The sequence below is a fragment of the Leifsonia araucanica genome (assembly GCF_051161895.1).
GTDB lineage: Bacteria > Actinomycetota > Actinomycetes > Actinomycetales > Microbacteriaceae > Leifsonia.
This window is the reverse complement of record NZ_JBMBTW010000002.1, coordinates 1,909,045-1,929,698: the sequence shown is the minus strand read 5'-3', so window position 1 is coordinate 1,929,698 and position 20,654 is coordinate 1,909,045. Positions and strand designations below refer to the sequence as shown.

16 protein-coding genes are annotated in these 20,654 nt (G+C 68.3%); 15 read left to right on the top strand and 1 reads right to left on the bottom strand.

The window, feature by feature from the left end:
* Window positions 1–110: 110 nt before the first annotated feature.
* The 13 genes from ACN6M5_RS09285 (at window position 111) to ACN6M5_RS09225 (ending at window position 14,287) form a co-directional block, all read left to right on the top strand.
* Window positions 111–1,781 (top strand): GspE/PulE family protein, encoded by a 1,671-nt coding sequence (locus ACN6M5_RS09285; RefSeq protein ID WP_085368839.1) that lies wholly within the window; start codon window positions 111–113, stop codon window positions 1,779–1,781.
* 8 nt (window positions 1,782–1,789) lie between these two features.
* Window positions 1,790–3,340, top strand: coding sequence for a type IV pilus twitching motility protein PilT (locus ACN6M5_RS09280; RefSeq protein ID WP_434949398.1), 1,551 nt, complete (start codon window positions 1,790–1,792; stop codon window positions 3,338–3,340).
* On the top strand, window positions 3,340–4,566 hold the full coding sequence (locus ACN6M5_RS09275; RefSeq protein WP_434949397.1) for a type II secretion system F family protein: 1,227 nt from the start codon (window positions 3,340–3,342) through the stop codon (window positions 4,564–4,566). Before ACN6M5_RS09280 ends, ACN6M5_RS09275 begins: the two co-directional genes overlap by 1 nt.
* Window positions 4,567–4,737: 171 nt before the next feature.
* Window positions 4,738–5,169: a type IV pilin protein gene (locus tag ACN6M5_RS09270; RefSeq protein ID WP_434949396.1), complete on the top strand. Its 432-nt coding sequence runs from the start codon at window positions 4,738–4,740 to the stop codon at window positions 5,167–5,169.
* Window positions 5,170–5,271: 102 nt separating this feature from the next.
* Window positions 5,272–6,630: a type IV pilus modification PilV family protein gene (locus tag ACN6M5_RS09265; RefSeq protein ID WP_434949395.1), complete on the top strand. Its 1,359-nt coding sequence runs from the start codon at window positions 5,272–5,274 to the stop codon at window positions 6,628–6,630.
* Window positions 6,627–7,304 (top strand): PulJ/GspJ family protein, encoded by a 678-nt coding sequence (locus tag ACN6M5_RS09260; protein WP_434949394.1) that lies wholly within the window; start codon window positions 6,627–6,629, stop codon window positions 7,302–7,304. The genes ACN6M5_RS09265 and ACN6M5_RS09260 overlap by 4 nt, the downstream gene beginning before the upstream one ends.
* A complete protein-coding gene (locus tag ACN6M5_RS09255) occupies window positions 7,304–9,034 on the top strand; it encodes a hypothetical protein (protein ID WP_434949393.1) in 1,731 nt (576 codons plus the stop codon). Before ACN6M5_RS09260 ends, ACN6M5_RS09255 begins: the two co-directional genes overlap by 1 nt.
* The gene (locus tag ACN6M5_RS09250) at window positions 9,031–9,876 is read left to right on the top strand and encodes a prepilin peptidase (protein ID WP_434949392.1); all 846 of its coding nucleotides are present in this window, start codon (window positions 9,031–9,033) and stop codon (window positions 9,874–9,876) included. Before ACN6M5_RS09255 ends, ACN6M5_RS09250 begins: the two co-directional genes overlap by 4 nt.
* 19 nt (window positions 9,877–9,895) lie before the next feature.
* The gene (gene pilM, locus ACN6M5_RS09245; protein ID WP_434949391.1) at window positions 9,896–10,945 is read left to right on the top strand and encodes a type IV pilus assembly protein PilM; all 1,050 of its coding nucleotides are present in this window, start codon (window positions 9,896–9,898) and stop codon (window positions 10,943–10,945) included.
* The gene (locus ACN6M5_RS09240) at window positions 10,942–11,751 is read left to right on the top strand and encodes a hypothetical protein (protein ID WP_085368832.1); all 810 of its coding nucleotides are present in this window, start codon (window positions 10,942–10,944) and stop codon (window positions 11,749–11,751) included. The genes pilM and ACN6M5_RS09240 overlap by 4 nt, the downstream gene beginning before the upstream one ends.
* Before the next feature lie 2 nt (window positions 11,752–11,753).
* On the top strand, window positions 11,754–12,473 hold the full coding sequence (locus ACN6M5_RS09235) for a hypothetical protein (RefSeq protein WP_143465684.1): 720 nt from the start codon (window positions 11,754–11,756) through the stop codon (window positions 12,471–12,473).
* 105 nt (window positions 12,474–12,578) lie between these two features.
* Window positions 12,579–13,751, top strand: coding sequence for a cation:proton antiporter (locus tag ACN6M5_RS09230; protein WP_434949390.1), 1,173 nt, complete (start codon window positions 12,579–12,581; stop codon window positions 13,749–13,751).
* A 47-nt stretch (window positions 13,752–13,798) separates the two neighbouring features.
* On the top strand, window positions 13,799–14,287 hold the full coding sequence (locus ACN6M5_RS09225; protein WP_434949389.1) for a DUF6121 family protein: 489 nt from the start codon (window positions 13,799–13,801) through the stop codon (window positions 14,285–14,287).
* A 19-nt stretch (window positions 14,288–14,306) separates the two neighbouring features.
* Here ACN6M5_RS09225 and ACN6M5_RS09220 read toward each other — a convergent pair whose 3' ends face one another.
* Entirely contained in the window at window positions 14,307–18,794 is a 4,488-nt protein-coding gene (locus ACN6M5_RS09220; protein ID WP_434949388.1) for a type VII secretion EssC family protein, read from the bottom strand.
* Between the two features lie 112 nt (window positions 18,795–18,906).
* On the opposite strand from ACN6M5_RS09220, the gene ACN6M5_RS09215 reads away from it, so the two are divergent.
* On the top strand, window positions 18,907–19,230 hold the full coding sequence (locus ACN6M5_RS09215) for a hypothetical protein (RefSeq protein WP_085368827.1): 324 nt from the start codon (window positions 18,907–18,909) through the stop codon (window positions 19,228–19,230).
* A 9-nt stretch (window positions 19,231–19,239) separates the two neighbouring features.
* Window positions 19,240–20,649, top strand: a complete 1,410-nt coding sequence (locus ACN6M5_RS09210) for a putative T7SS-secreted protein (protein WP_434949387.1) — start codon at window positions 19,240–19,242, stop codon at window positions 20,647–20,649.
* Window positions 20,650–20,654 lie beyond the last annotated feature (5 nt).

Below are 20,654 nucleotides of genomic sequence, written 5' to 3'. Positions count from 1 at the left end.
CACGCGCGAATAGTGTGACATCGCTTCACCCGAAGAAGTGATATTGCAGTACCGCCGCATCTGCCGAGACCCCCGACCCGCCCCGGCATCGTCCTTGCGAGGAGGCTCCCGTGGCGTCGATGACGGAAATCCTGATCCTGCACGGCCATCTGCCGATCGAGTATCTCGACACGGTGACGAGCGAGCCGACAGCCGATGAGGCCGCCGTGCGCGACCTGCTCGCGCGCGGCGCCATCAGCGCGATGCAGCTGGCCCGCGCCCGCGCAGCCCAGTCCGGCCTCCCGTTCGTGGAGCTCGGCGACTACCCGGTTGACCGCACCGCGGTCTCGCTGGTGACCGGCGCGATCTGCCGCCGCCACTCCGTCCTGCCGATCGGGACCGCCGACGGCACCGTGATCCTCGCGATGGCCGATCCGGGCAACGTGTTCGCCATCGACGATGTGCGCGCCGCCGCCCGGATGAACGTCGCCCCCGCCGTCGCGGAGCTCGGCGACCTGCTCACCGCGATCGACAGGTACATCCGCGCGGACGACGAGCTGAGCGACCTCACCACCACGCTCGAGGAGGAGTCGGCGACCCCGGACGATTCCAGCCTCACCATCGCCGAGTCGAGCGACGACGATGCCCCCATCGTCCGGTTCGTGAACCTGCTGGTGAGCCAGGCCATCCAGGATCACGCCTCCGACATCCACATCGAGCCGGCCGAGCACGACGTGCGCGTGCGGTACAGGATCGACGGGGTGCTGCACGCCATGCAGAGCGCGCCCAAGAGCATCCAGAACGGTGTCATCTCGCGCCTCAAGATCATGAGCGACATCGACATCGCCGAGCGGCGCAAACCGCAGGACGGCCGCATGTCGGTCGTGCACGGCGGCCGCCAGATCGACCTGCGCGTCGCGACGCTGCCGACGGTGTGGGGCGAGAAGGTCGTCATGCGCATCCTGGACAACACCAACACCGGGATGACGCTGCGCGACCTCAACCTGCTGGAGCGCAACTTCGAGACGTACCGAGCCTCCTATTCGAAGCCGTACGGGATGATCCTGGTCACCGGCCCGACCGGCTCCGGCAAGTCGACGACGCTGTACACGACGCTCAACGCCGTCGCGCGGCCGGAGATCAACGTCATCACGGTCGAGGACCCGGTGGAGTACCGGATGGCGGGCATCAACCAGGTGCAAGTGAACCCGAAGGCGGGACTCACGTTCGCCAGCGCGCTCCGCAGCATCCTGCGCAGCGACCCGGATGTGGTCCTCCTCGGCGAGATCCGCGACCACGAGACGGCGCAGATCGCCATCGAGGCGTCGCTGACCGGCCACCTCGTGCTGTCGACCCTGCACACCAACGACGCCCCGAGCGCCGTCACCCGGCTCACCGAGATGGACATCGAGCCGTTCCTGGTTGGGTCCGCCCTGGACTGCGTGGTCGCCCAACGTCTCGCGCGCAGGCTCTGCGATCGCTGCAAGCAGCCGGCCGTCTACTCGGTCGACGACCTGCAGCGGCTCCGGTTCCCGGTGTCCGCCGACCAGCAGCCGCCGCAGGTGTTCGTGCCCGTCGGCTGCCCCACCTGCTCGAACACGGGCTACCGGGGTCGCATCGCCGTGCACGAGGTGATGGCGGTGAGCGAGGAGATCGAGCGGCTCGCCGTCGGCCGGGCATCCAGTGCCGAGATCGGCCGGGCGGCACGGGAGCAGGGGATGCTCACCCTGCGCGAAGACGGCTGGGAGAAGGCCAGACTCGGCCTGACCTCGGTGGAAGAGATCCTGCGAGTGGTGGCCTAGGAGGGCTCATGGCATCGGATGCGAGCAACGACACGAGTTGGGGCGGCTTTCCGCCGCCGGAGCAGAAGCCGGTGTATGAGATCCCGGTGACCCCACCGGGCTCGACGGCCGGAGGCTGGGCGCCGGGGGATGGCACACCGCTGCTGCCGCCGCCGTTGCTGGCGCCGCCCGTCGCGCCGCCCGTCGCCGCGCCTGTCGTCGCCCCGCCGGTTGCCGCGCCGCCCACGGCCGCGCTTCCGACCGTCCCGTTCCCCGCGGTCGACGATGCGTATCCGGTGCAGCGGCTCGTCCCGTCCGGGCGTCGCGCCGCCGACCCGCTCCCCGAGCCCGTGCTTCCCGTCGCCCTGCACCCGCACGAGCCTGAGCCCATCGACGAGACGCTCACCACCGTGGAGCGCGAAGCGCTCGAACGCGCGGACGCCGAGCTGGTCGCGGCGCTGCACGAGGTGGTCTACCAGGGCGCGTCCGACCTGCACGTCACCGTCGGGACGGCACCGATGGTGCGCGTCGACGGCAGCCTGCGGCCGGCGGGCTCCGTGACCCCGTGGAACCACGACCGCACCAGGGCGGCGCTCACCAGTCTCCTCACCGACCGGCAGCGCGAGGTCTTCGACCGGGAGCTCGAACTCGACTTCGCGTTCACCATCTCCGCCAACTCCCGTTTCCGCGTCAACGTCTACCAGCAGCGCGGCTCCGTCGGAGCCGCGTTCCGTCTCATCCCGACCGAGATCAAGCAGCTGCACGAGCTGGGCGTCCCGGATGCCGTCGGCTCGTTCTCGCAACTGCCGCGCGGTCTCGTGCTGGTCACCGGCCCGACAGGCTCCGGCAAGTCGACCACCCTCGCCGCCCTCATCGACCTGGTCAACACCACGCGCGCAGACCATATCGTGACGGTCGAGGACCCGATCGAGTTCATGCACACCCACAAGAAGTCGATCGTCAACCAGCGCGAGGTCGGGCACGACACCCACAGCTTCGGTGCTGCCCTCAAGCACGTCCTGCGCCAGGACCCCGACGTCATCCTGATCGGCGAGCTCCGCGACCTGGAGACCATCTCGGTCGCACTCACCGCCGCCGAGACCGGCCACCTGGTCTTCGCCACCCTGCACACCCAGGATGCGCCGCAGACCATCGACCGCGTCATCGACGTGTTCCCTCCGCACCAGCAGGACCAGGTGCGCGCCCAGCTCGCCGCCACCCTGCAGGGCGTGGTCTGCCAGACCCTCGTGAAGCGGGCGAACGGCCGCGGCCGCGTGGTGGCCACCGAGATCCTGATGATGACTCCCGCCGTCGCCAACCTCATCCGCGAGGGCAAGACTTACCAGATCGCCTCGATGATGCAGGCGGGCCGCGACTCCGGGATGCGCACGATGGACCAGCACCTCGCCGACCTCGTCAACTCCGGCCAGATCACCCGCAAGGCGGCCATGGACAAGGCCCACGACGTGGAAGGCATCACCAGGCTCATCCAGCGCGCGGAGTCTCCGACAGACTCCTCGGCGATGGCCATCGCATCCAGCGGGCCGGACTTCGGCGACACATACTCAGGAGTGCACTGATGGCGACCACGACCGCATACGCATATACGGGCAGGGACGCAGCCGGAAAGGTCGTGAAGGGGCGACTCGACGCCGCGGGTGAAGCATCCGCTGTCGCGCGGCTGAGAACGATGGGGCTCTCTCCGATCTCGCTGCAGGAGGCGCCCGCTGGGACGGGTCTCAACCGCGAAGTGTCGCTGTCCTTCGGCAGCGGGGTGAAGCTCAAGGATCTCGCGATCCTCAGTCGCCAGATGGCCACCATGATCGGCTCCGGGCTCTCGCTGCTCCGCACGCTGCACATCCTCGCGGAGCAGACGGACAACAAGAAGCTCGCCACGATCATCGCGGGGGTCCGCGATGATGTCGAGACCGGCGTAGCCGTGTCCGACGCGCTGAGGAAGCGGAGTGAGGTCTTTCCGCCGCTCATGATCAACATGGTGAAGGCCGGCGAGACAGGCGGCTTCCTCGACGATGCTCTGGAGTCGATTGCAGCGACCTTCGAGAAAGAGGTGAAGCTGAAGGGCACGATCAAATCCGCGCTGACCTACCCGGTGATCGTGCTGATCATGTCGATCGTCGCGGTGATCGCGATGCTCCTCTTCATCGTGCCGGTGTTCGAGAACATGTTCAAAGGTCTTGGTGGCCAGCTGCCGCTGCCGACCGAGATTCTCGTCGTCGCATCGCACGCGATGGTGTGGGTGGCTCCGGTTCTCGTGGTGGGCACGATCGTGTTCGCCGTGTGGTGGGGTCGCAACAAGAACAATGAGTCGGTCCGGCGACGCGTCGACCCTGTCAAGCTCCGAATACCTGTATTCGGTTCGCTGCTCAAGAAGATCGCGGTGGCGCGGTTCAGCAGGAATTTCGCGAACATGATCTCGGCCGGTGTCCCGATCTTGCAGGCGCTCCGCATCGTGGGGGAGACGAGCGGGAACTGGGTCATCGAGAACGCGCTCGTCGATGTGGCGGAATCCGTGCGCCAGGGCGAGTCCATCGCCAAGCCCCTCGCCGCGCAGCCGGTCTTTCCTCCGATGGTCACCCAGATGATCGCAGTCGGAGAGGACGCGGGCTCACTGGAGACGATGCTGGACAAGATCGCGGACTTCTATGAGCAAGAGGTCGAAGCTGCGACCGAACAGCTCACAGCGATGATCGAGCCGCTGATGATCGCCTTCCTCGGCGTCGTCATCGGTGGGATGGTCATCGCTCTGTATATGCCTATTTTCCAAATCGCCACACTGGTCAAATAGAAACCGATAGGTATTTTTCATATTTTCGCCCCTGAACTGGGGTGATAAATGAGTGATATTGCCCCCATTCGTGGGATTCTGCCGTGAGTTTTCTCGGAATTACCATCAACCACCGGACGGACCTCGCACCCGTTCGAACCGAACGATTCACCCGACCGAATGGACACTGCAATGTACTTCCGACTCATGGGCAAACTGAACGCCCGCCGCAAGGGCCTCCTCGAAGACGACGAGAAGGGCTTCACCCTCATCGAACTCTTGGTCGTCGTCATCATCATCGGCATCCTCGCTGCCATCGCCATCCCCGTCTACCTGGGGATCCAGAACAACGCCAAGGACAGCGCGGCCAAGTCCGACCTGACCAACGCGAAGACCGCGGTGGTGGCGTATCAGACGAGCAACAGCGCACTTCCGACGGCGATCACCTCGGCCGCACTCGGCACCTTCGGCTACAGCGGCACGAGCGTCGCCTGGAGCCCCTCGGCGCCTGCCACGACCGCGACGACGTACTGCCTGGTCGCGACGAGCGCGTCCGGAAACAAGTTCTACACCACCGACAACTCAGGCGTATCGGCCGCGAACACCGCGCCCGCCGGCTGCTGACACCCGTAACCGCACCGCTGTGGCGGCGGGCGGGGACCGAATCGGGTCTCCGCCCGCCGTCGCTCCAAAATCACTCCGAGACAACCCGATGAGGAGGTGACCGTGACTCGACCAACCACAACGCCGGACGGCGAATCCGGCCTGACCCTCATCGAGGTGATGGTGGCGATGTTCATCTTCGCGCTCATCTCGATCGGCATCGCTCTCTCCATCTCCAGCTCGCTCCTGCTCACGAACGACACGCGCGCACGTGAGACGGCCGCCAATCTCGCGGCCCAGGAGATCGACCTCGACCGGTCGGCCAGCAATGTCTTCGCGGTCACGGACACCTCGTGGACCACCGTCGTCAATGGCACGACGTTCACCATTGCGCGGGGCACGGACTGGGTGTCCACGAACAACAGCAGTGTCGCCTGCGGCGCGGGTGGCGGAACCCTGCAATACAAGAAGGTGAACATCGCCGTCACCTGGGCAGGGATGCGGGCGGCGACGCAGCCGGTACGCGCAGACACCCTGATCGCTCCGAACAGCCGCATCAACGACCCGACGCTCGGCACGATCATCGTCTCGGTGAAATCGGCATCCGGGGCCGGCACCCCTGGAGTGGTCGTCTCCGTCGCGCCATCGAGCACTCCCAACGGCGCTACGGCGCTCACCACGACGCCGGCAGCGACAGACTCCGATGGATGCACATACGCGTTGAAGGTCTCTCCTGGCAACTACGATGTCACGCTGTCGAACCCCAACTACCTGGACATCAATCAGAACCCGACGCCTGTTCTGAGCACCCTTCAAGTCACCGCCGGAACGGCCGCATCTGCGCCGTTCACCTATGACAACAGCGGCATCTTCACGCTGCAGTACCAGAACCCCACCGCCGTCCGACCGACGAATTTGAACCTCACCTTCGTCAACCCCATCGGAGGCGCGTACGTACAGCCGATCGGCGCTGCGACGACGACCAGGCTCTTCCCCTTCTCCGACGGCTATGCCGCGCTCGCCGGGAAGTACGTAGCGCCGATCGGAACTGCTCCCAGCTGCACGAACGTCGATCCTGCAGCATGGACGACGCCCGCCGCCGATGGGGCGGTCGGGCACACGGTCCAGGCGGCAGCGGCCCTGCCCGGTCAAACGCAGTCCACGCGGCTGATCGCAATGGGGGTGGTTACCGTGACAGGCCTCGCGAGCAACAGCTATCTCACCGCCGTCTCGCAGGCGCCGATCCCGGCGACGGGAGACCCTGGCTGCACGACGCCGAACACGTACACGTTCCCCAAGCTCACGTCAGGGTCCTCGATGACGATCGCCCTTCCGTTCGGCGCGTGGAAGCTCTATACCGGGTCGTCCTCTGGAAGCACAGCGACCACGATCGCCACGACGGCGATCGCGTTCGTCACCCGTGGAGTGGCCTCTCCCGTTCAAGCCACGATCACTCTCGACCCTCGGACGGTGGGGCCGTGATCGGGGCGCGTCGGTTCCGCCAAGACGCCGGCTTCACTGTCGCCGAATTCCTCGTCGCCATCACGATCTTCGGTGTCATCCTCGCCGCAGTGGCCGGCTTCTTCGTGACCGCGACGAAGTCGTTCTCCCTCAACCAGTCGGTCGGGACCAACTCGAAGACGGCATCGAACGGGATGAACGAGATCTCACGGATCCTTCGGGCCGCAACGGAGAATCCCGTCAGCGGCCAGGCGCTCAACGATCCCGCGTTCACGACAGCGACGCCGGAGTCGGTGACTGTTTACGCCTATGTTAATCTCGCTTCTTCTGCCGAGCAGCCGGTCAAGGTCACCTTCAGTGTGGATGTGAATCGGAACCTCATCGAGACGAAGTACAACGCGTACGCGCTGAGCCCGGGCTACTGGGGCTTTTCGACGTCGGCGAGTTCGACGCGCAACCTTGGAGGCAAAGTCGTCACCCAGACGGGATCGAATCCGTCCCTTTTCACATACCTCGGGGTCGACAACCAACCGCTTCCCATCCCGTCGGGAGGATACACAACGGGCAATCTGCGCAGCATCGCCGCGGTACGGGTCACTCTCACCCTGAGTGCGACCGCGGCGGGGAACAGCTCGAACGTCACGTTGCAGAACACAGTCGGCATGCCGAATCTCCCGCTGTCGAGGTCGCTGTGATGCGGCGGGTGACCGGTGGCGACGACGGCATGGCTCTCGCGATGGTGATCGGCATCGGGGCGGCGCTGATGCTTCTCGTCTCGATCATGCTCGCCTCGTCACTGGGCGGGTTCCAGAAGGCCGACAGTGATCAGGACTGGAACGCGGCGATGTCCGCTGCGTACGCGGGGGTCGAGGACTACCAGGCGAAGCTCGCCAACGACAACACCTATCAGCAATACGGCACGACGGCGGCGGCGTTCAGCGCGACGAGTTCGTTCACAGGGACGAACTCGAACCCGGCATTCGGGACGGGCACCACAGGTTCATGGGCAACGGTGGCCGGCAGCGACGGCCGCGCCAGCTATCGGTATGAGGTGGACAACTCGCAATACTCCACCAGCGGCACGCTGCGTATCCGATCGACGGGAAAGGTCGGCCAGACCACGCGGTCGATCGTCGCCGATCTCAAACAGTCAGGGTTCATCGACTTCCTCTACTTCACCGACTACGAGATCCAGGATCCAGCGACCTCGTCGACATCGTGCACGCCGGCGTACGCGTGGGCCGTCGCCAGCAGGCCGAATTGCACGGCAATCCAGTTCGCCGCAGCCGACACGATCAATGGGCCGGTCCATTCGAATGACACGCTGCAGATCTGCGGCACGACCTTCAACAACATCGTCACAACGGGATACAACCCCACGTCGGGTCCGGCGTATGTGACGCCGAACGGGTGCTCCGCGGGAAACTTCGCGATCTCCGGGTACCCGCGATTCAGCCCCGTTGTCGCTATGCCGTCGACGAACACGCAGATGAAGCAGGAGACGCGGAGCGATCTGACGTCCGTCCCTCGACCGGGCTGCCTTTACACCGGTCCGACGACGATCACGTTCAACGCGGGCGGAACCATGACCGTTCGGAGCCCGTGGACGATCTACACGAACGTCGCGGGCAACCCGCCGTCGAGCGGAACCGTGAGCGCGCAATGCGGGACGCCGGGCTATGCGGCGGTGGGAACGCTCGGCAGTCCGGCGGGGCAGACCATCCCTGTTCCTGCAAACAACCTCATCTTCGTCCAGGGCGTTCCGGTGACCGCGGGAGATCCGAACTACTGGGCTGCCACCGCGCTCCCGTCGAATTTCAGTTGCGCGAATGTGGCGGGCAGCTCGGGCACAAGCAACGGGCTCGGCTATCCCGCCGCCTCCGAGAAGGCGCCGTCATCCACGACTGCCGCACCGTCGTACGGCTGCAGGAACGGGGACGCCTTCGTCAAGGGCAGCGTCCACGCAGCGGCGACGGTCGCGGCGGACAACTACATCTACGTGGTCGGGCCGATCACCTACGTCGACCCTCAGGCCGACATGCTCGGGCTGGTCGGCCAGAACGCGGTGTGGGTCTACAACCCCGTGGATTCCGGCGGAACACTGCTCGACTCGTCGACGGCCGGACTGGAGATCGACGCCGCGATCCTCTCAGTCGCACACACGTTCCAAGTCCAGAACTACACGGCCGGAAAAAAGGGAACCCTGACGATCAAGGGAGCCATCGCTCAGAAATTCAGGGGTCCTGTCGCTCAATCGTCGGGTGGCACGATCACGACGGGCTACGCGAAGAGCTATCAATACGATGCGCGTCTCCAGTACACCGCTCCGCCGAAGTTTCTCTCTCCCGTGTCGACGACCTATGGAACAAGCGCCGTCGTCGAAGTCAAGACGGCATATGCCCCGAGCGGGGCGGCGATACCGTGACCGCCGCCTTCGCCATCGCCGCCGTCGGCTTCGTCGCCGTGTTCGGCCTGCTGATCGGCTCCTTCCTCAACGTGGTCGTCTACCGCGTTCCTGCTGGACGGTCGATCGTGTCGCCGCCGAGTGCGTGCGGAAGCTGCGGCACCGAGATCAAGCCGTACGACAACATCCCGGTGCTGTCGTGGCTGTTCCTCGGCGGCAAGTGCCGGTCCTGCCGCAGCGGCATCTCGGCGCGGTACCCGCTCGTGGAGGCGGCGACCGGCCTGGCGTTCGCATTCGTGGCCTGGTGGTTCTGGGCCGGGCCGGGCTCCGTGCATCCGGTGGGGACCGCATCCACCGTCGCCGCCGTGCTCGTCGTGGTCGCGTTCCTCTATCTTTCCGCCGTCAGCATCGCCCTCGCCCTCATCGACCTGGATGCGCACCGCCTGCCGAACGCGATCGTGCTCCCCTCGTACGCGGTGGGCGCCGTGCTGCTCGGCGCCGCCGCGCTGCTGAACGGCGAGCCCGGTGTGCTGGTGCGGGCGGTCGTCGGCGCCGCAGGACTGTTCGCCGTCTACCTCATCCTCGCGATGATCGCGCCGGGCGGGATGGGGTTCGGCGACGTCAAGCTCGCGGGCGTCCTCGGCCTCTTCCTCGGCTTCCTCGGCTGGGGTGCTCTCGTCGTGGGCGCGTTCGCCGCCTTCCTGCTCGGCGGTCTGTTCGCCACCGCGCTCCTGGTCTCGCGCCGCGCGCGCCGCGGGTCCGGCATCCCGTTCGGGCCGTGGATGCTCGGCGGGGCCTGGATCGGCGTCCTCGCAGGCAACGCAGTGTGGGGCGCCTACCTGGCGCTTCTCGGAATCGCATAGAAGAACCTGAGGAGATCGAATGGCTACGAGCATCGTCGGCATCGACGTCGGAAGTTCGACCGTTCGCGCCGTGGAGGTCGCCGACCCGGCCAAGGCACGGCCGACGCTGCTGCGCCACTTCGAGGTCCCGTTGCCGGAGGGCGCCGTCAGCCGCGGAGAGGTGCTCGAACCGAACACCGTCGCCGCGAGCCTCAGACGGCTCTGGCAGCAGGGCGGCTTCAAGAGCAAAGACGTGGTGCTCGGGATGGGCAACCAGCGAGTGCTCGCCCGTGACCTCACGGTGCCGCGGATGTCGCGCACCCGCATCAGGGAGGCCCTGCCGTTCCAGGTGCAGGACATGCTGCCCGTGCCGGTCGCTGAGGCGCTACTCGACTTCTACCCGGTCTCCGAGGGCATGAGCGACAACGGCCCGGTGGTGAACGGCCTGCTCGTCGCCGCCGTGAAGGAGGCGGTGCTCGGCAACGTGAAGGCGACGCAGCTCGCCGGGCTGACCACGGTGGATGTGGACCTCATCCCGTTCGCGCTCAGCCGCATCCTGATCAGCAGGGCCAGGATCGGCGGCACCGTCGCCCTGATCGAGATCGGCGCGAACACGACGAGCGTGGTGGTCGTCACCGACGGCGTGCCGCAGTTCGTGCGCATCATCCCGGCCGGGGGAGCGGAGCTGACCCAGGCGTTGAGGGAGGGGCTCGGCGTCGAGCTCGGCGAGGCCGAGCGCATCAAGGCGACGATCGGCCTGGCCAAGCAGGTGACCACCATCGAGGAGCAGCAGGCGGTCGAGATCATCTATCGCGTGACCAGCGAGTTGCTCACCAGCCTGCGGAACACGGTCAGCTATTTCGTGAACACCCGCCCGAACAACCCGGTCAGCGGGCTCGTCGTGACGGGAGGCGGAGCCCAGCTGCCCGGCCTCACCGACGCGCTGAGCGAGATGACCAGGCTGCCCGTCGCCGTCGGCGACCCTTTCCACGCCGTCGCCCTCTCGCGGAGTCTCAACGCGGATGCGCTTCGGCAGAACCGGTCGGCGCTCACGGTGGCGCTCGGCCTCGCACTCGGGAGCGCAGCATGAGTATCACGACGAGGCGCTCAGACGCCCAGGAGACGGAGCAGCTGCCGACGGTCGCTCCGGCGACGAAGGGCCGCAGGGCGCCGAAAGCGCCCAAGAAGCCCACAGCCCCGGCCGAACTCAAGGCCACCAGAGCGTCCGCGCCGAAATCCGCCGGCCGCGCGGAGAGCATCGACATCGGCAGCGAGCCGCGCGTCGACCTCCTGCCGCCGGAGGTCAGGGCCGAACGGAAGAACAGGAGCACCCGCCGCGGTTTCGGCTGGGGAGTCCTCGCCGTGCTGCTCGCCGTCGTCCTCGCCATCGGTGGGGCGTTCGTCTACAACGTCGCGGCCCAGGCCAGGTTCCTCGGAGCCCAGCTCGCCACCGCCGACCTGCTCACCCAGCAGCAGAAGTTCACCGGCGTCCGGGATGTGCAGAAAGAGGTCGCGCTCGCCCAGGCGGCGCAGCGGGTGGGCGCGTCCACCGAGATCGACTGGAAAGCGCTGCTCGACCAGGTGGGCGCCGTGCAACCGGCCGGGGTCGCGCTCGACACGGTCGCGGCGGACTCCGCGTCGCCGCTCGCGATCTACCAGCAGTCTCCGGACCCGCTGCAGCTGGCCAGGATCGGGACCGTCACCACCGTCAGTTCCAGTCCCACCATCCCCGACGTCACCGCCTGGGTGCGCGAGCTGGAGAAGATCCCTGGCGTCGCGGACGTGGTGCCGAGCATCGGTTCACTCGACACGACGACCGGTCAGTACAAGGTCACCATCACCCTCCATGTCGACCAGACGCGCTACGCGAAGCGCTTCGAGCAGAAGGGCAAGTGATCATGGACAAGACGAGACTCTGGATGATCGGCTCCGTCATCGTGATGGTCGCCCTCGTGGCGCTCGGCTGGGTGGTCGGCATCCAGCCCCAGCTCGACCAGGCCGCCGCCGCTGACACGCAGACCGCGCAGGTCGACCAGACCATCACAGCGAACACCGCCGTGCTCGACCGGCTGAAGAAGGACTCGGCGAACCTCCCGGCGCTGAAGAAGACGCTGGCATCACTCGCCGCCTCCGTGCCGACCGAGTCAGCCAACGCGGCGTTCATGGACGAGCTCAATGGCTTCGCAGCGGCGAACGGCGTGGTGATCTCGGGCTGGGCGATCGCGGACGGGCAGCCGTACGCAGCCCCGGCAGCACCGGCGGCCCCCGTCGCCTCCACCGGCTCGTCCGCCGCCTCGACGGCCACCCCGTCGCCGTCGGCGACGCCGACCCCCGCTCCGACGGCCACGGCTGCGCCGGTCCCCGTCGCCGGGATGCCGCCCGTCGTCAGTCCCCTCATCACGGCCCAGAACTTCACGGTGGTGCCCGTCAGCTTCACCGTGACAGGCGGATACACCAACGTCGTGGCGTTTCTGCACGCCGCTCAGACCGGCCAGCGGCTGTTCCTGGTGGACGGCTTCTCCTCCGGTCCAGCATCCGGCGGCACGGGCGTCGACGCCAAGATCAACGGCTACACATACGTCCTCACCCTCCCGAAGGCGGCCGCAGCGCAGAAATAACCACTCCTCCCGCTCACCGCCAGCCCTCCCTGGACTTCCTTCACCCCGTTGCTACAGTGGGCAGCACTGACGGATGCCCGACCGGGCCGATCGAGGAGTGGCACCATGAGCGAGACGCCGGAATCTGCGCGGAACAACGGCGCAGCCGCGGAGCCCGCGGGGGAGAATGCGCCGACCACGGCCGGAACGGCGCCGGCGACGGCCCCCGCCCAGACTGCAGCGGCAGAGCCCGCGGCGGCGGAGTCCGCGGCCGCCGAGCCCCGCGACACCGACCCTGAGGTCGTCGACCCGCCGTCGAGCCCGGTGTCTGCACGCGGCCACGTCAATCGACCGGATGCGCCTGCCGCAGACGCGCAGGAGGCCCCGGCCACCGAGGTCCCCGCGACTCCGGCCCCCAGCGCCCCGGCCAAGGTGACCGAGCCGGAGCCCGTCGTCGCGACCGACGACGACATCGCAGCCGCCGTCGCCCGCTCGCACACCGGAGACGTGCCGGCGGCCGCCGCAGCCGGAACGGCCACCGTGGACACCGCATCCCCCGCCCAGTCGGCCACGCCCGTGATCGTCGCGGCAGAGGCGGCCACCGCCGCCCAGCCCACCACCGTGCAGCCGACCGCCCAGCCCGTGGCAGGAGAGGCCACCTGGGCTCCCGAGCCCGGCGCAGCTCCGGCCCCCGGGTACGCGCAGCCGGTCACGCCGATCTACGTGCAGCGCCCGGAGCCGCCGAAGAAGAAGAGCAACAGGGGCTTCGGCATCCTGATCGCGCTCGTCGGCACGGTCGTGTTCGCGGTGCTGTGGGTGATCGCCGTCGTGCTCGTCGGCTACGCCCTCACCCCGACCGACCAGTTCGCCGAGTCGCTGTCGCGCTTCTTCCTGTCGCAGTCCGCCGGGTGGGTGCCCGTGGTGGCGTTCTTCGTCGGCATGGTCGTGCTCATCCAGATCATCAACCGCGCCCGCTGGTGGGCCTACATCCTCGGTGGCCTGTTCGTGGCGCTGTTCGTCTACTTCGCGTACGTCGGGGCGTCGCTGGTCGACCTCCACGTCTGGACGCTCACCGCCAACGAGGCCGTCGTGGTCGTTCAGCGTCTCTGGGTCGCCCCGTTCGCGGTGCTCGCCGGTGTGATCGCGCGCGAGATCTCGATGTGGACGGGTGCGTGGCTCGCAGCGCGCGGCCGCAAGCTCAAGATCCGCAACGCCGAGGCTCAGGCCGCATACGACCAGCAGCTCGCCGACGCGCAGAACCAGGCCGTCGCCGCGTACGCCACGCCGCAGGGGTACTGACCGGCACGCACCGCCCTGCGTGACTCCAGTGATGCGTGACTCCACTCATGCGTGAGTATCGTGCGTACGCAGCCGTCTTGTCGGCCTTCGCCACGTTCCTCTACCTGGCGCTGGTGGTCGCCGCCTTCGGGCTGATCTCGCTGGCGACGAACACGGACGTGATCGCGGACCCGGACATCGGCCCGCTCGTCGGACCGATCATGACCGGATGCGCGACGCTGATGCTGTTCGTGTTCCTCCTGGTGATCGGCACCCGCGTCCCGGCGGAGAAGCAGCGCATCTCGCCGGGGGTCGCGCTGGCCGTCGGGTTCGCCTGCTACTTCGTGTTCATCGTCGCCGGAGGGGTCGCCGGTGCGGCGGGAGACCCGTCGCAGCCGTTCGCGTACGTCCTGTTCGCCGTCGGGCAGTTGGGCAGCATCTACGCGATCACGGTCGGCATCGCCGGGTTCGTCGTGACGGTCCTGTACCAGCTCGTCCTCGTCGGCCGCTTCCAGCAGCGCGGTCGCCCGCGCTGGCCGTGGGAGAAGGAGAAGTAGCGGACGCCCGCGACTCCCTCTACTCCCCGACCAGCGGCACCTGCACGCGTGCGAAGCGACCCTTGGCGATGTAGACCCCGCGCCCGGGAGGGAACTCGGAGCGGTTCAGCCTCGGCAGCGGCGTCTTGAGCAGCAGGTCGCCTTCGACGGAGTCCGGCTGCAGCAGCAGACCGCGGCGGCCGTTCTTCACCTCGCCGAGGAGCGGCCACGACGACCCCCAGGCGCTCGACTCAGCCTCGGCGACCAGCAGGTGGTCGCTGCGGCGCACGGCGCGCACGAGCTCGACGATGGGGGAGTCGGCCGGGGTCTGCAGGAAGTCCCCGATGCTCTCCACGATCACCGCGATGCGCCCCTCCGTGTCCGGGTCGGCGACGGCGGCGACCAGGTCTTTCGCCAGCGCCGCCGCGGTCTCCGGCGTCGTCGCCGCGTCTGTCCAGTGGCTCGACCGCCCGAGCGCCGACCGCGCGTTTCCCAGGTAGTAGAGCCGCGCCTGCGGGTCGAACCGCAGCACAGAGGCCGCGAGCGCCGCCAGGGTGGTCGACCGGCCGCTCGCCGGAGGGCCTGCGACGAGCAGCGTTCCAGCGGGCTCGAACCCGAACGGCCCGAGGTCGAGGTCGCTGACCCCGAGCACCGGCGCCCCGTCGTGCGACGGCGGGAGCGTCTCGATGGCGAACTCCTTGGGCAGCGAGCCGATCGGCGGCGTCTCCTGCACCCCGGCGCGCACCATCGCCTCGGCCAGGCGCGTCGTCGCCGCCGACTGGTCCGACACGGATGCGCTCCCGCCCAGCACCGCGAGCTGCGTCTCGTAGCCGTCGACGATCGCGCGCCCGGGAGGGGAGGACGGGCCGAGGATGTCGCTCGGCACGTCGAGCATCCCGTAGCCGTCGTCGGCGAGCCGCAGCACCACGGAGCGCTGCACGAGCGACCGGATCGCGGTGGGGACGGCGCCGGCCCGGTCGCCGGTGAGTGCGACGTGCATCCCGAGCTGGCGGCCGTCGCTGAGGATGTCCTTGAACACGTCGTACCACTGCGAGCGTCCCGCCGGGATCTCGAAGTCCTCGCGGAAGTTCGGGAAGCCGTCGATCAGCAACAGGATGCGCGCCTCGTTCTGGCGTCCGGTGAGCCTGCGGTATTCGGTGATGCTGGAGGCGTTGGCCTCCGCGAACCGCGGCCCTCGCGTCTCGAGTTCCTCCTTGAGCATCCGGAACAGGCGGATGATGCGCTCGGCGTCGTCGCCAGGGATCACGGAGCCGACGTGCGGCATCTTCTCGAGCATCCGGAGGCTGCCGGCGCCGAAGTCGAGCGCGTAGACGCGCACGGGGCCGCCGCGCGGGGTGATCGCCGCGGACGACGCCAGCGTGCGGAGCGCAGCGGACTTGCCCGCGCCGCCCGTGCCGTAGATGGCGATGTTGCCGTCCACGTCCGGCTGGAAGTACACCGGCAGCTGCTGCTGCCTGTCCGGCACGTCGCTCACGCCGAGCAGCAGCTCTGCGTCCGTGCGCTGCCGCAGCAGCCCGAGGTCGTAGACCGCGGCCAGCTCGTCCAGCCAGGGACGCCGCGGCGACGGGATGCGGGCCTCGCCCTGCGCCCGCACGATCGAGGTCACGAGGCGCTGCTGGTCCGTCGGCCCGAGGTCGCGCTCCTCCTCGCGGCCGGAGCCCTCCTCCTCCCAGCGGATCTCGCCGCCGAAGCGCAGCTCGGCGACCTCGACGCCCGCGCGCTCCGGTTCGCGGCTGGTCCAGCCGCCCGCGTACGCGGACTGGAACGGGGCGAGCCTGCCCGGGCCGGTCTTGGCCATGCCGCGCCCGGGGATGGCCGGGTCGAAGTGGGCGGCGTCCGAGACGCCGACAACGTCCTGGCTGTCGGACTCGTCCGCCATCCTCAGCGCGATGCGCAGGTTAGTGTTCGCGCGCAGGTTGTCCTTGATGACGCCGGCGGGGCGCTGGGTGGCCATGATGAGGTGGATGCCGAGCGACCGTCCGCGCTGGGCGATGTCGACCACGCCGTCCACGAACTCCGGCACCTCGCCGACGAGCGCTGCGAACTCGTCGATCACCAGCACGAGCGCAGGAGGGCACTCCGGGTCGCCGCGCTTCTCCAGCTCCAGCAGGTCCTTGGCCTTCTTGCGGTTGAGCAGGTGCTCGCGGTGGTGCAGTTCGGCGCGCAGGCTGGTGAGCGCACGGCGCACCAGGTGCGGGCTGAGGTCGGTGACCAGGCCGACACAGTGCGGCAGGCTCACGCAGTCCGCGAAGGCGGAGCCGCCCTTGTAGTCGACGAACAGGAAGGTGACCCGGTCCGGGCTGTACTCGGCGGCCATCCCGAGCACCCACGCCTGCAGGAACTCGCTCTTGCCTGCGCCCGTCGTGCCGCCGACGAGGGCGTGCGGGCCCTGGCTGCGCAGGTCGAGATGCATCGCATCCACGCCGGCGGAGCCGATGATGGCCCGCAGGGTGCCCGCTCTGCGTTTCACGGGGCGCGCGCCCGACCGGTCGTGGATGGAGGCGTTCTGCCGCCACCGGTCGATGACGGCGCCGGACGATTCGGTCAGGTCGTGGCCGAGCAGGCTGACGAGCGAGATGCTGCGCGGCAGGTCGCTGGCGTCGGCGACGAGCGCGCCCGCATCGATCACGGGGGCCATGCGCTTCGCGTAGTCGAGCGCTGTGGCGCGGTCGACAGGCTCGGTGACCACGTCGTCGATGGTCTCGCCGATGCGCACGAAGCCGACCGTCGCGCGGTCGTCCCGCTCCGCGTGCGCCACGTATGTGCGGCAGACGGCAGGAAGGGCCGCGACGTCGGTGTCCAGCCAGATCGGGAAGACGCCGGCGTCGGCCGCGGCCTCCGCCAGCTGCACTAGACGCGGCCGGTCGATCGCCACGTCGCCGGAGATGACGACCACCACGGCGGGAACGGGGGACGGCGTTCCGTCGACGGTCTGCGATTTGCCGACCTCGGCCCCGCGCTCGATCGCGGCGCGCTCCTGCTCCATCGCACCGCGGCGCTGCGGGCCCTTCGCGCGGGCGAGCCGCTCCTCCACGAGCCCTTCGAGCGCGCTGAGGACAGTGGATGCACTGGAAGCGCTGTCCGCGAGGTGGCCTCCGGCGAGCGGGCTGTGCGGCGACGAGGTGTGCGGCATCCACTTGAGCCATTCCAGTTCCCGCGACCAGCGCGGGGAGACGAGGGCGGCGACCACGAGCTCGGCGGGGGAGTGCAGCGCGGTCAGCTGCACCAGGGTCGAATTGACTGACCCGGCGATGTGTTCGGCGGGGCCGGCGATGCCGAGCGCGCCGGACTCGAACAGGTTGTCGAGCACGGGGACGTCCGAGACGCGTTCGTTGGCGTCGATGACCGCGTCCAGCCGCTCCTGGAACTCGACGATCATCTCGCCACGATCGTTGCTCGCGATCGTGTTCCTCGACCGCATCGAGCCGATCCCGAGCTGCAGGTTGAGGAACGACCAGTGCTCGGGGCGCCTGGTCCAGAGCAGCGGGCCGCGCTGCACGGCGTCCGCGAGGGCCGCGTGCGTGGTCGGCGATTCCGCACGCCGGAGCTCGACCTCGCGGAGGCGCTCGGCGTCCAGCTTGGTGGTGAGCGCATCCAGTCGCTTGTCGAAGACCGCGATGGCCTTCTTGAGCTTGCGCTTGCCGCGGGTGCGCCCGGTCATGTAGTTGCCGATGAGCATCACCGGGGAGAGCAGCACGAACAGCAGGGACGTCGGCTGGCGGGTGAGCGCGAACATCGCCCCGCCGAGCAGCAGCGGCGTGATCATCGCGAGCAGCGGGAAGGGCGGGTCATCCTTCTCCGTCGGCACCTCCGGCGCCTGGAACACCTGGCCCGCGTACCGCTGCTCCACCCGCGGCGACCTGTTGAAGAAGACCGGTCCGGCTTTCGGCGCAGCAGCGGGGATGCCGGACAGCCCGGACACCGCGATGCGCACCTCGGTGTCTCCGATCAGCAGCGTCTCCGACCTCCGCACGGTGAGGCGGGTCACGATGCCGCCGTCCACCACCACGCCGTTGGCGGAGCCGAGGTCGATCACCTCGACGCCGTCGCCCACCTCGAGGCGCACGTGCCGCTTCGACACCAGCGGGTCGTTGAGCACGATGTCGCAGCTGTCGTCCCTGCCGAGGAGGGCCGTTCCCGGCCGGAGCGGGAACTCACGCCCGGTGTCGGGGCCGGTGAGGATCTGCGCCGTCGCGACCGCCGGCGCGTCGCCGAGGTCGCTCGGGGCGTAGTACACCCCGGCGTCCGCCAGGCTGACCGTCGCCCCGCTTCCGATCCAGGCCTCGCCGATCGGCGCATCCGGTGGCAGCACGAGCGTCTCCGCCTGGCCGGGGATGGCGGCGCGGAGGGTCAGCGCCCTGTCGTCGGTGACCGGCCCTTCCCCGCCGCGCGGGTCGACACGCCGGATGCTCGCGGCGACTTCCGAGATGCTGGCTGCGGCGTCTGCGGTGACGACGATGTCATCGCCGGCACCGGATGGGCGGGAGAGCGTGAGTTTGAGGCGCACGCAAAGAACGATACCTATATACATGCACGTCGCTGCATGGGGACTGCTCCCCATCGCCTCACCATGCCGCGCTCGGTAGGTTGGCTACAGCCTGAAAACGGAGGGGAACGTCATGACCGATCTGAAGCTCGACCTGGAACTGCTCGGACAGCTCAAGTCCGACCTCGAGGCCATCGTCTCCGAGTTCAAGGGCGCAGACGACTTCAGTGACGCCGTCGCGGACGCCACCGGCCACGACGGACTCTCCGGCCACGTGCGCGACTTCGCCCACAAGTGGAACGACAAGCGCAAGAAGATGACCGAGTCGGTGGAGAGCCTCTCCAAGTCCGTCGCCGGGGTCACGGACGGCTTCACCAAGGTGGACGAGGGGCTCGCCACCGCACTGGAAGACGCGGCGAAGTCGCAGGACTACCCGGCAGCGCCGGCGAAGAACTAGGAGACGCAGATGAGTGACGTCGAATACCAGCCGCTCAAGGGCGACCCGGACCTGGTGCTGTCCAAGGCCCGCCACTACGCCGAGATCGCCGACGCCATCCAGCGCTCGGTCACCACGCTGAAGAAGATCGGCGACGTCGACCAGATGGTCAGCAAGGCCATCGACGCGTTCCGCGACTCCGCCAAGGATGTCGCCGGAGACATCGACAAGGCCCACGACCGCTACCGCACGACCGCGGACGCCCTCATCACGTACTCGTCGTCCCTGCGCTCGGCCCAGGATGCGGCCACCACCGCCATCGCGCACATCGAGAGCAAGCAGGAGGCGGCAAACACCGCCAAGCACGCGGCGACCACCGCGCAGCATGCCGCGGACACCGCTGCAGACGCCGACAAGGCAACGGCATCCACGGCGGCCACCAAGTCGCAGGATGCCGCCGACGCAGCCGACGCCGACCTGCGGGCGGCGCACGCGGAGTGGCACACAGCGCTGGATGCGAAGAACTCCGCCGCCGAGACCGCCATCGCCGCCATCGTCAACGTCGTCGACAAGAACAATCACGGCCTGAAGGACTCGTTCTGGGACGACTGGGGCTCCACCGTCTTCAGCATCTTCAAGACCATCTGCAAGTGGGCGGGCGTGCTGGCGATCTTCTTCGCCTGGGTGCCCATCCTCGGCCAGATCCTGATCGTGCTCGGCGCGATCGGCGCGATCATCGACCTGGTCGAGTCCATCGTCAAGGTCATCAACGGCGACGGCTCCTGGTGGGATGTCGCGTTCGCCGCCGTCGGCTGCGTGCTCACGCTGTTCGGCGGGAAGATCTTCGCGATGGTGGCCAAGAACCTGCGCGCCACCGCCATCGTCCGCACCGGCATCACCGACAGCCGCCAGCTGGCACGTCTGCAGGGGGTCAGCAGGCACAGCACGGACTTCATGAGCGCCACCAAGGCCAACGAGGCCCTGAGCAAGCCGCTCTCCGACGCGTTCAAGTCCCCGTTCATCCGCACGGATGCGCAGAAGGCGGCGCTCACCGCGTTCCAGTCCGGCACCAAGTCCGGTCCAGAGCTCATCAAGGAAGCGGCGCGCGAGGCGTTCCCCGGCCTGAACCTCAGCATCAGCAAGGGCTTCGGCATCAACAAGGACCTGGTCGGCTTCTACAACCTGGCCAAGGCGGACCCGAGCCTGCTCACCAACGGCATGAAGTTCACCGCGGGGGCCGCGACCCTCTATCAGGTGCACAACACGGTCAAGGTGGTCACGGGCGCGGTCTCCGGCTTCACCAACAACCCGATCGGGCAGGCCATCGACACCGGTTCGTCGTTCGTTCCCGGCGACTACGACAAGATCGGCGGAGCGACGAGCAGCACGGTCGGCGTGGTCAAGGACGTCTGGAACGTCGCCAACAACGGCACGAAGTAGCGGGT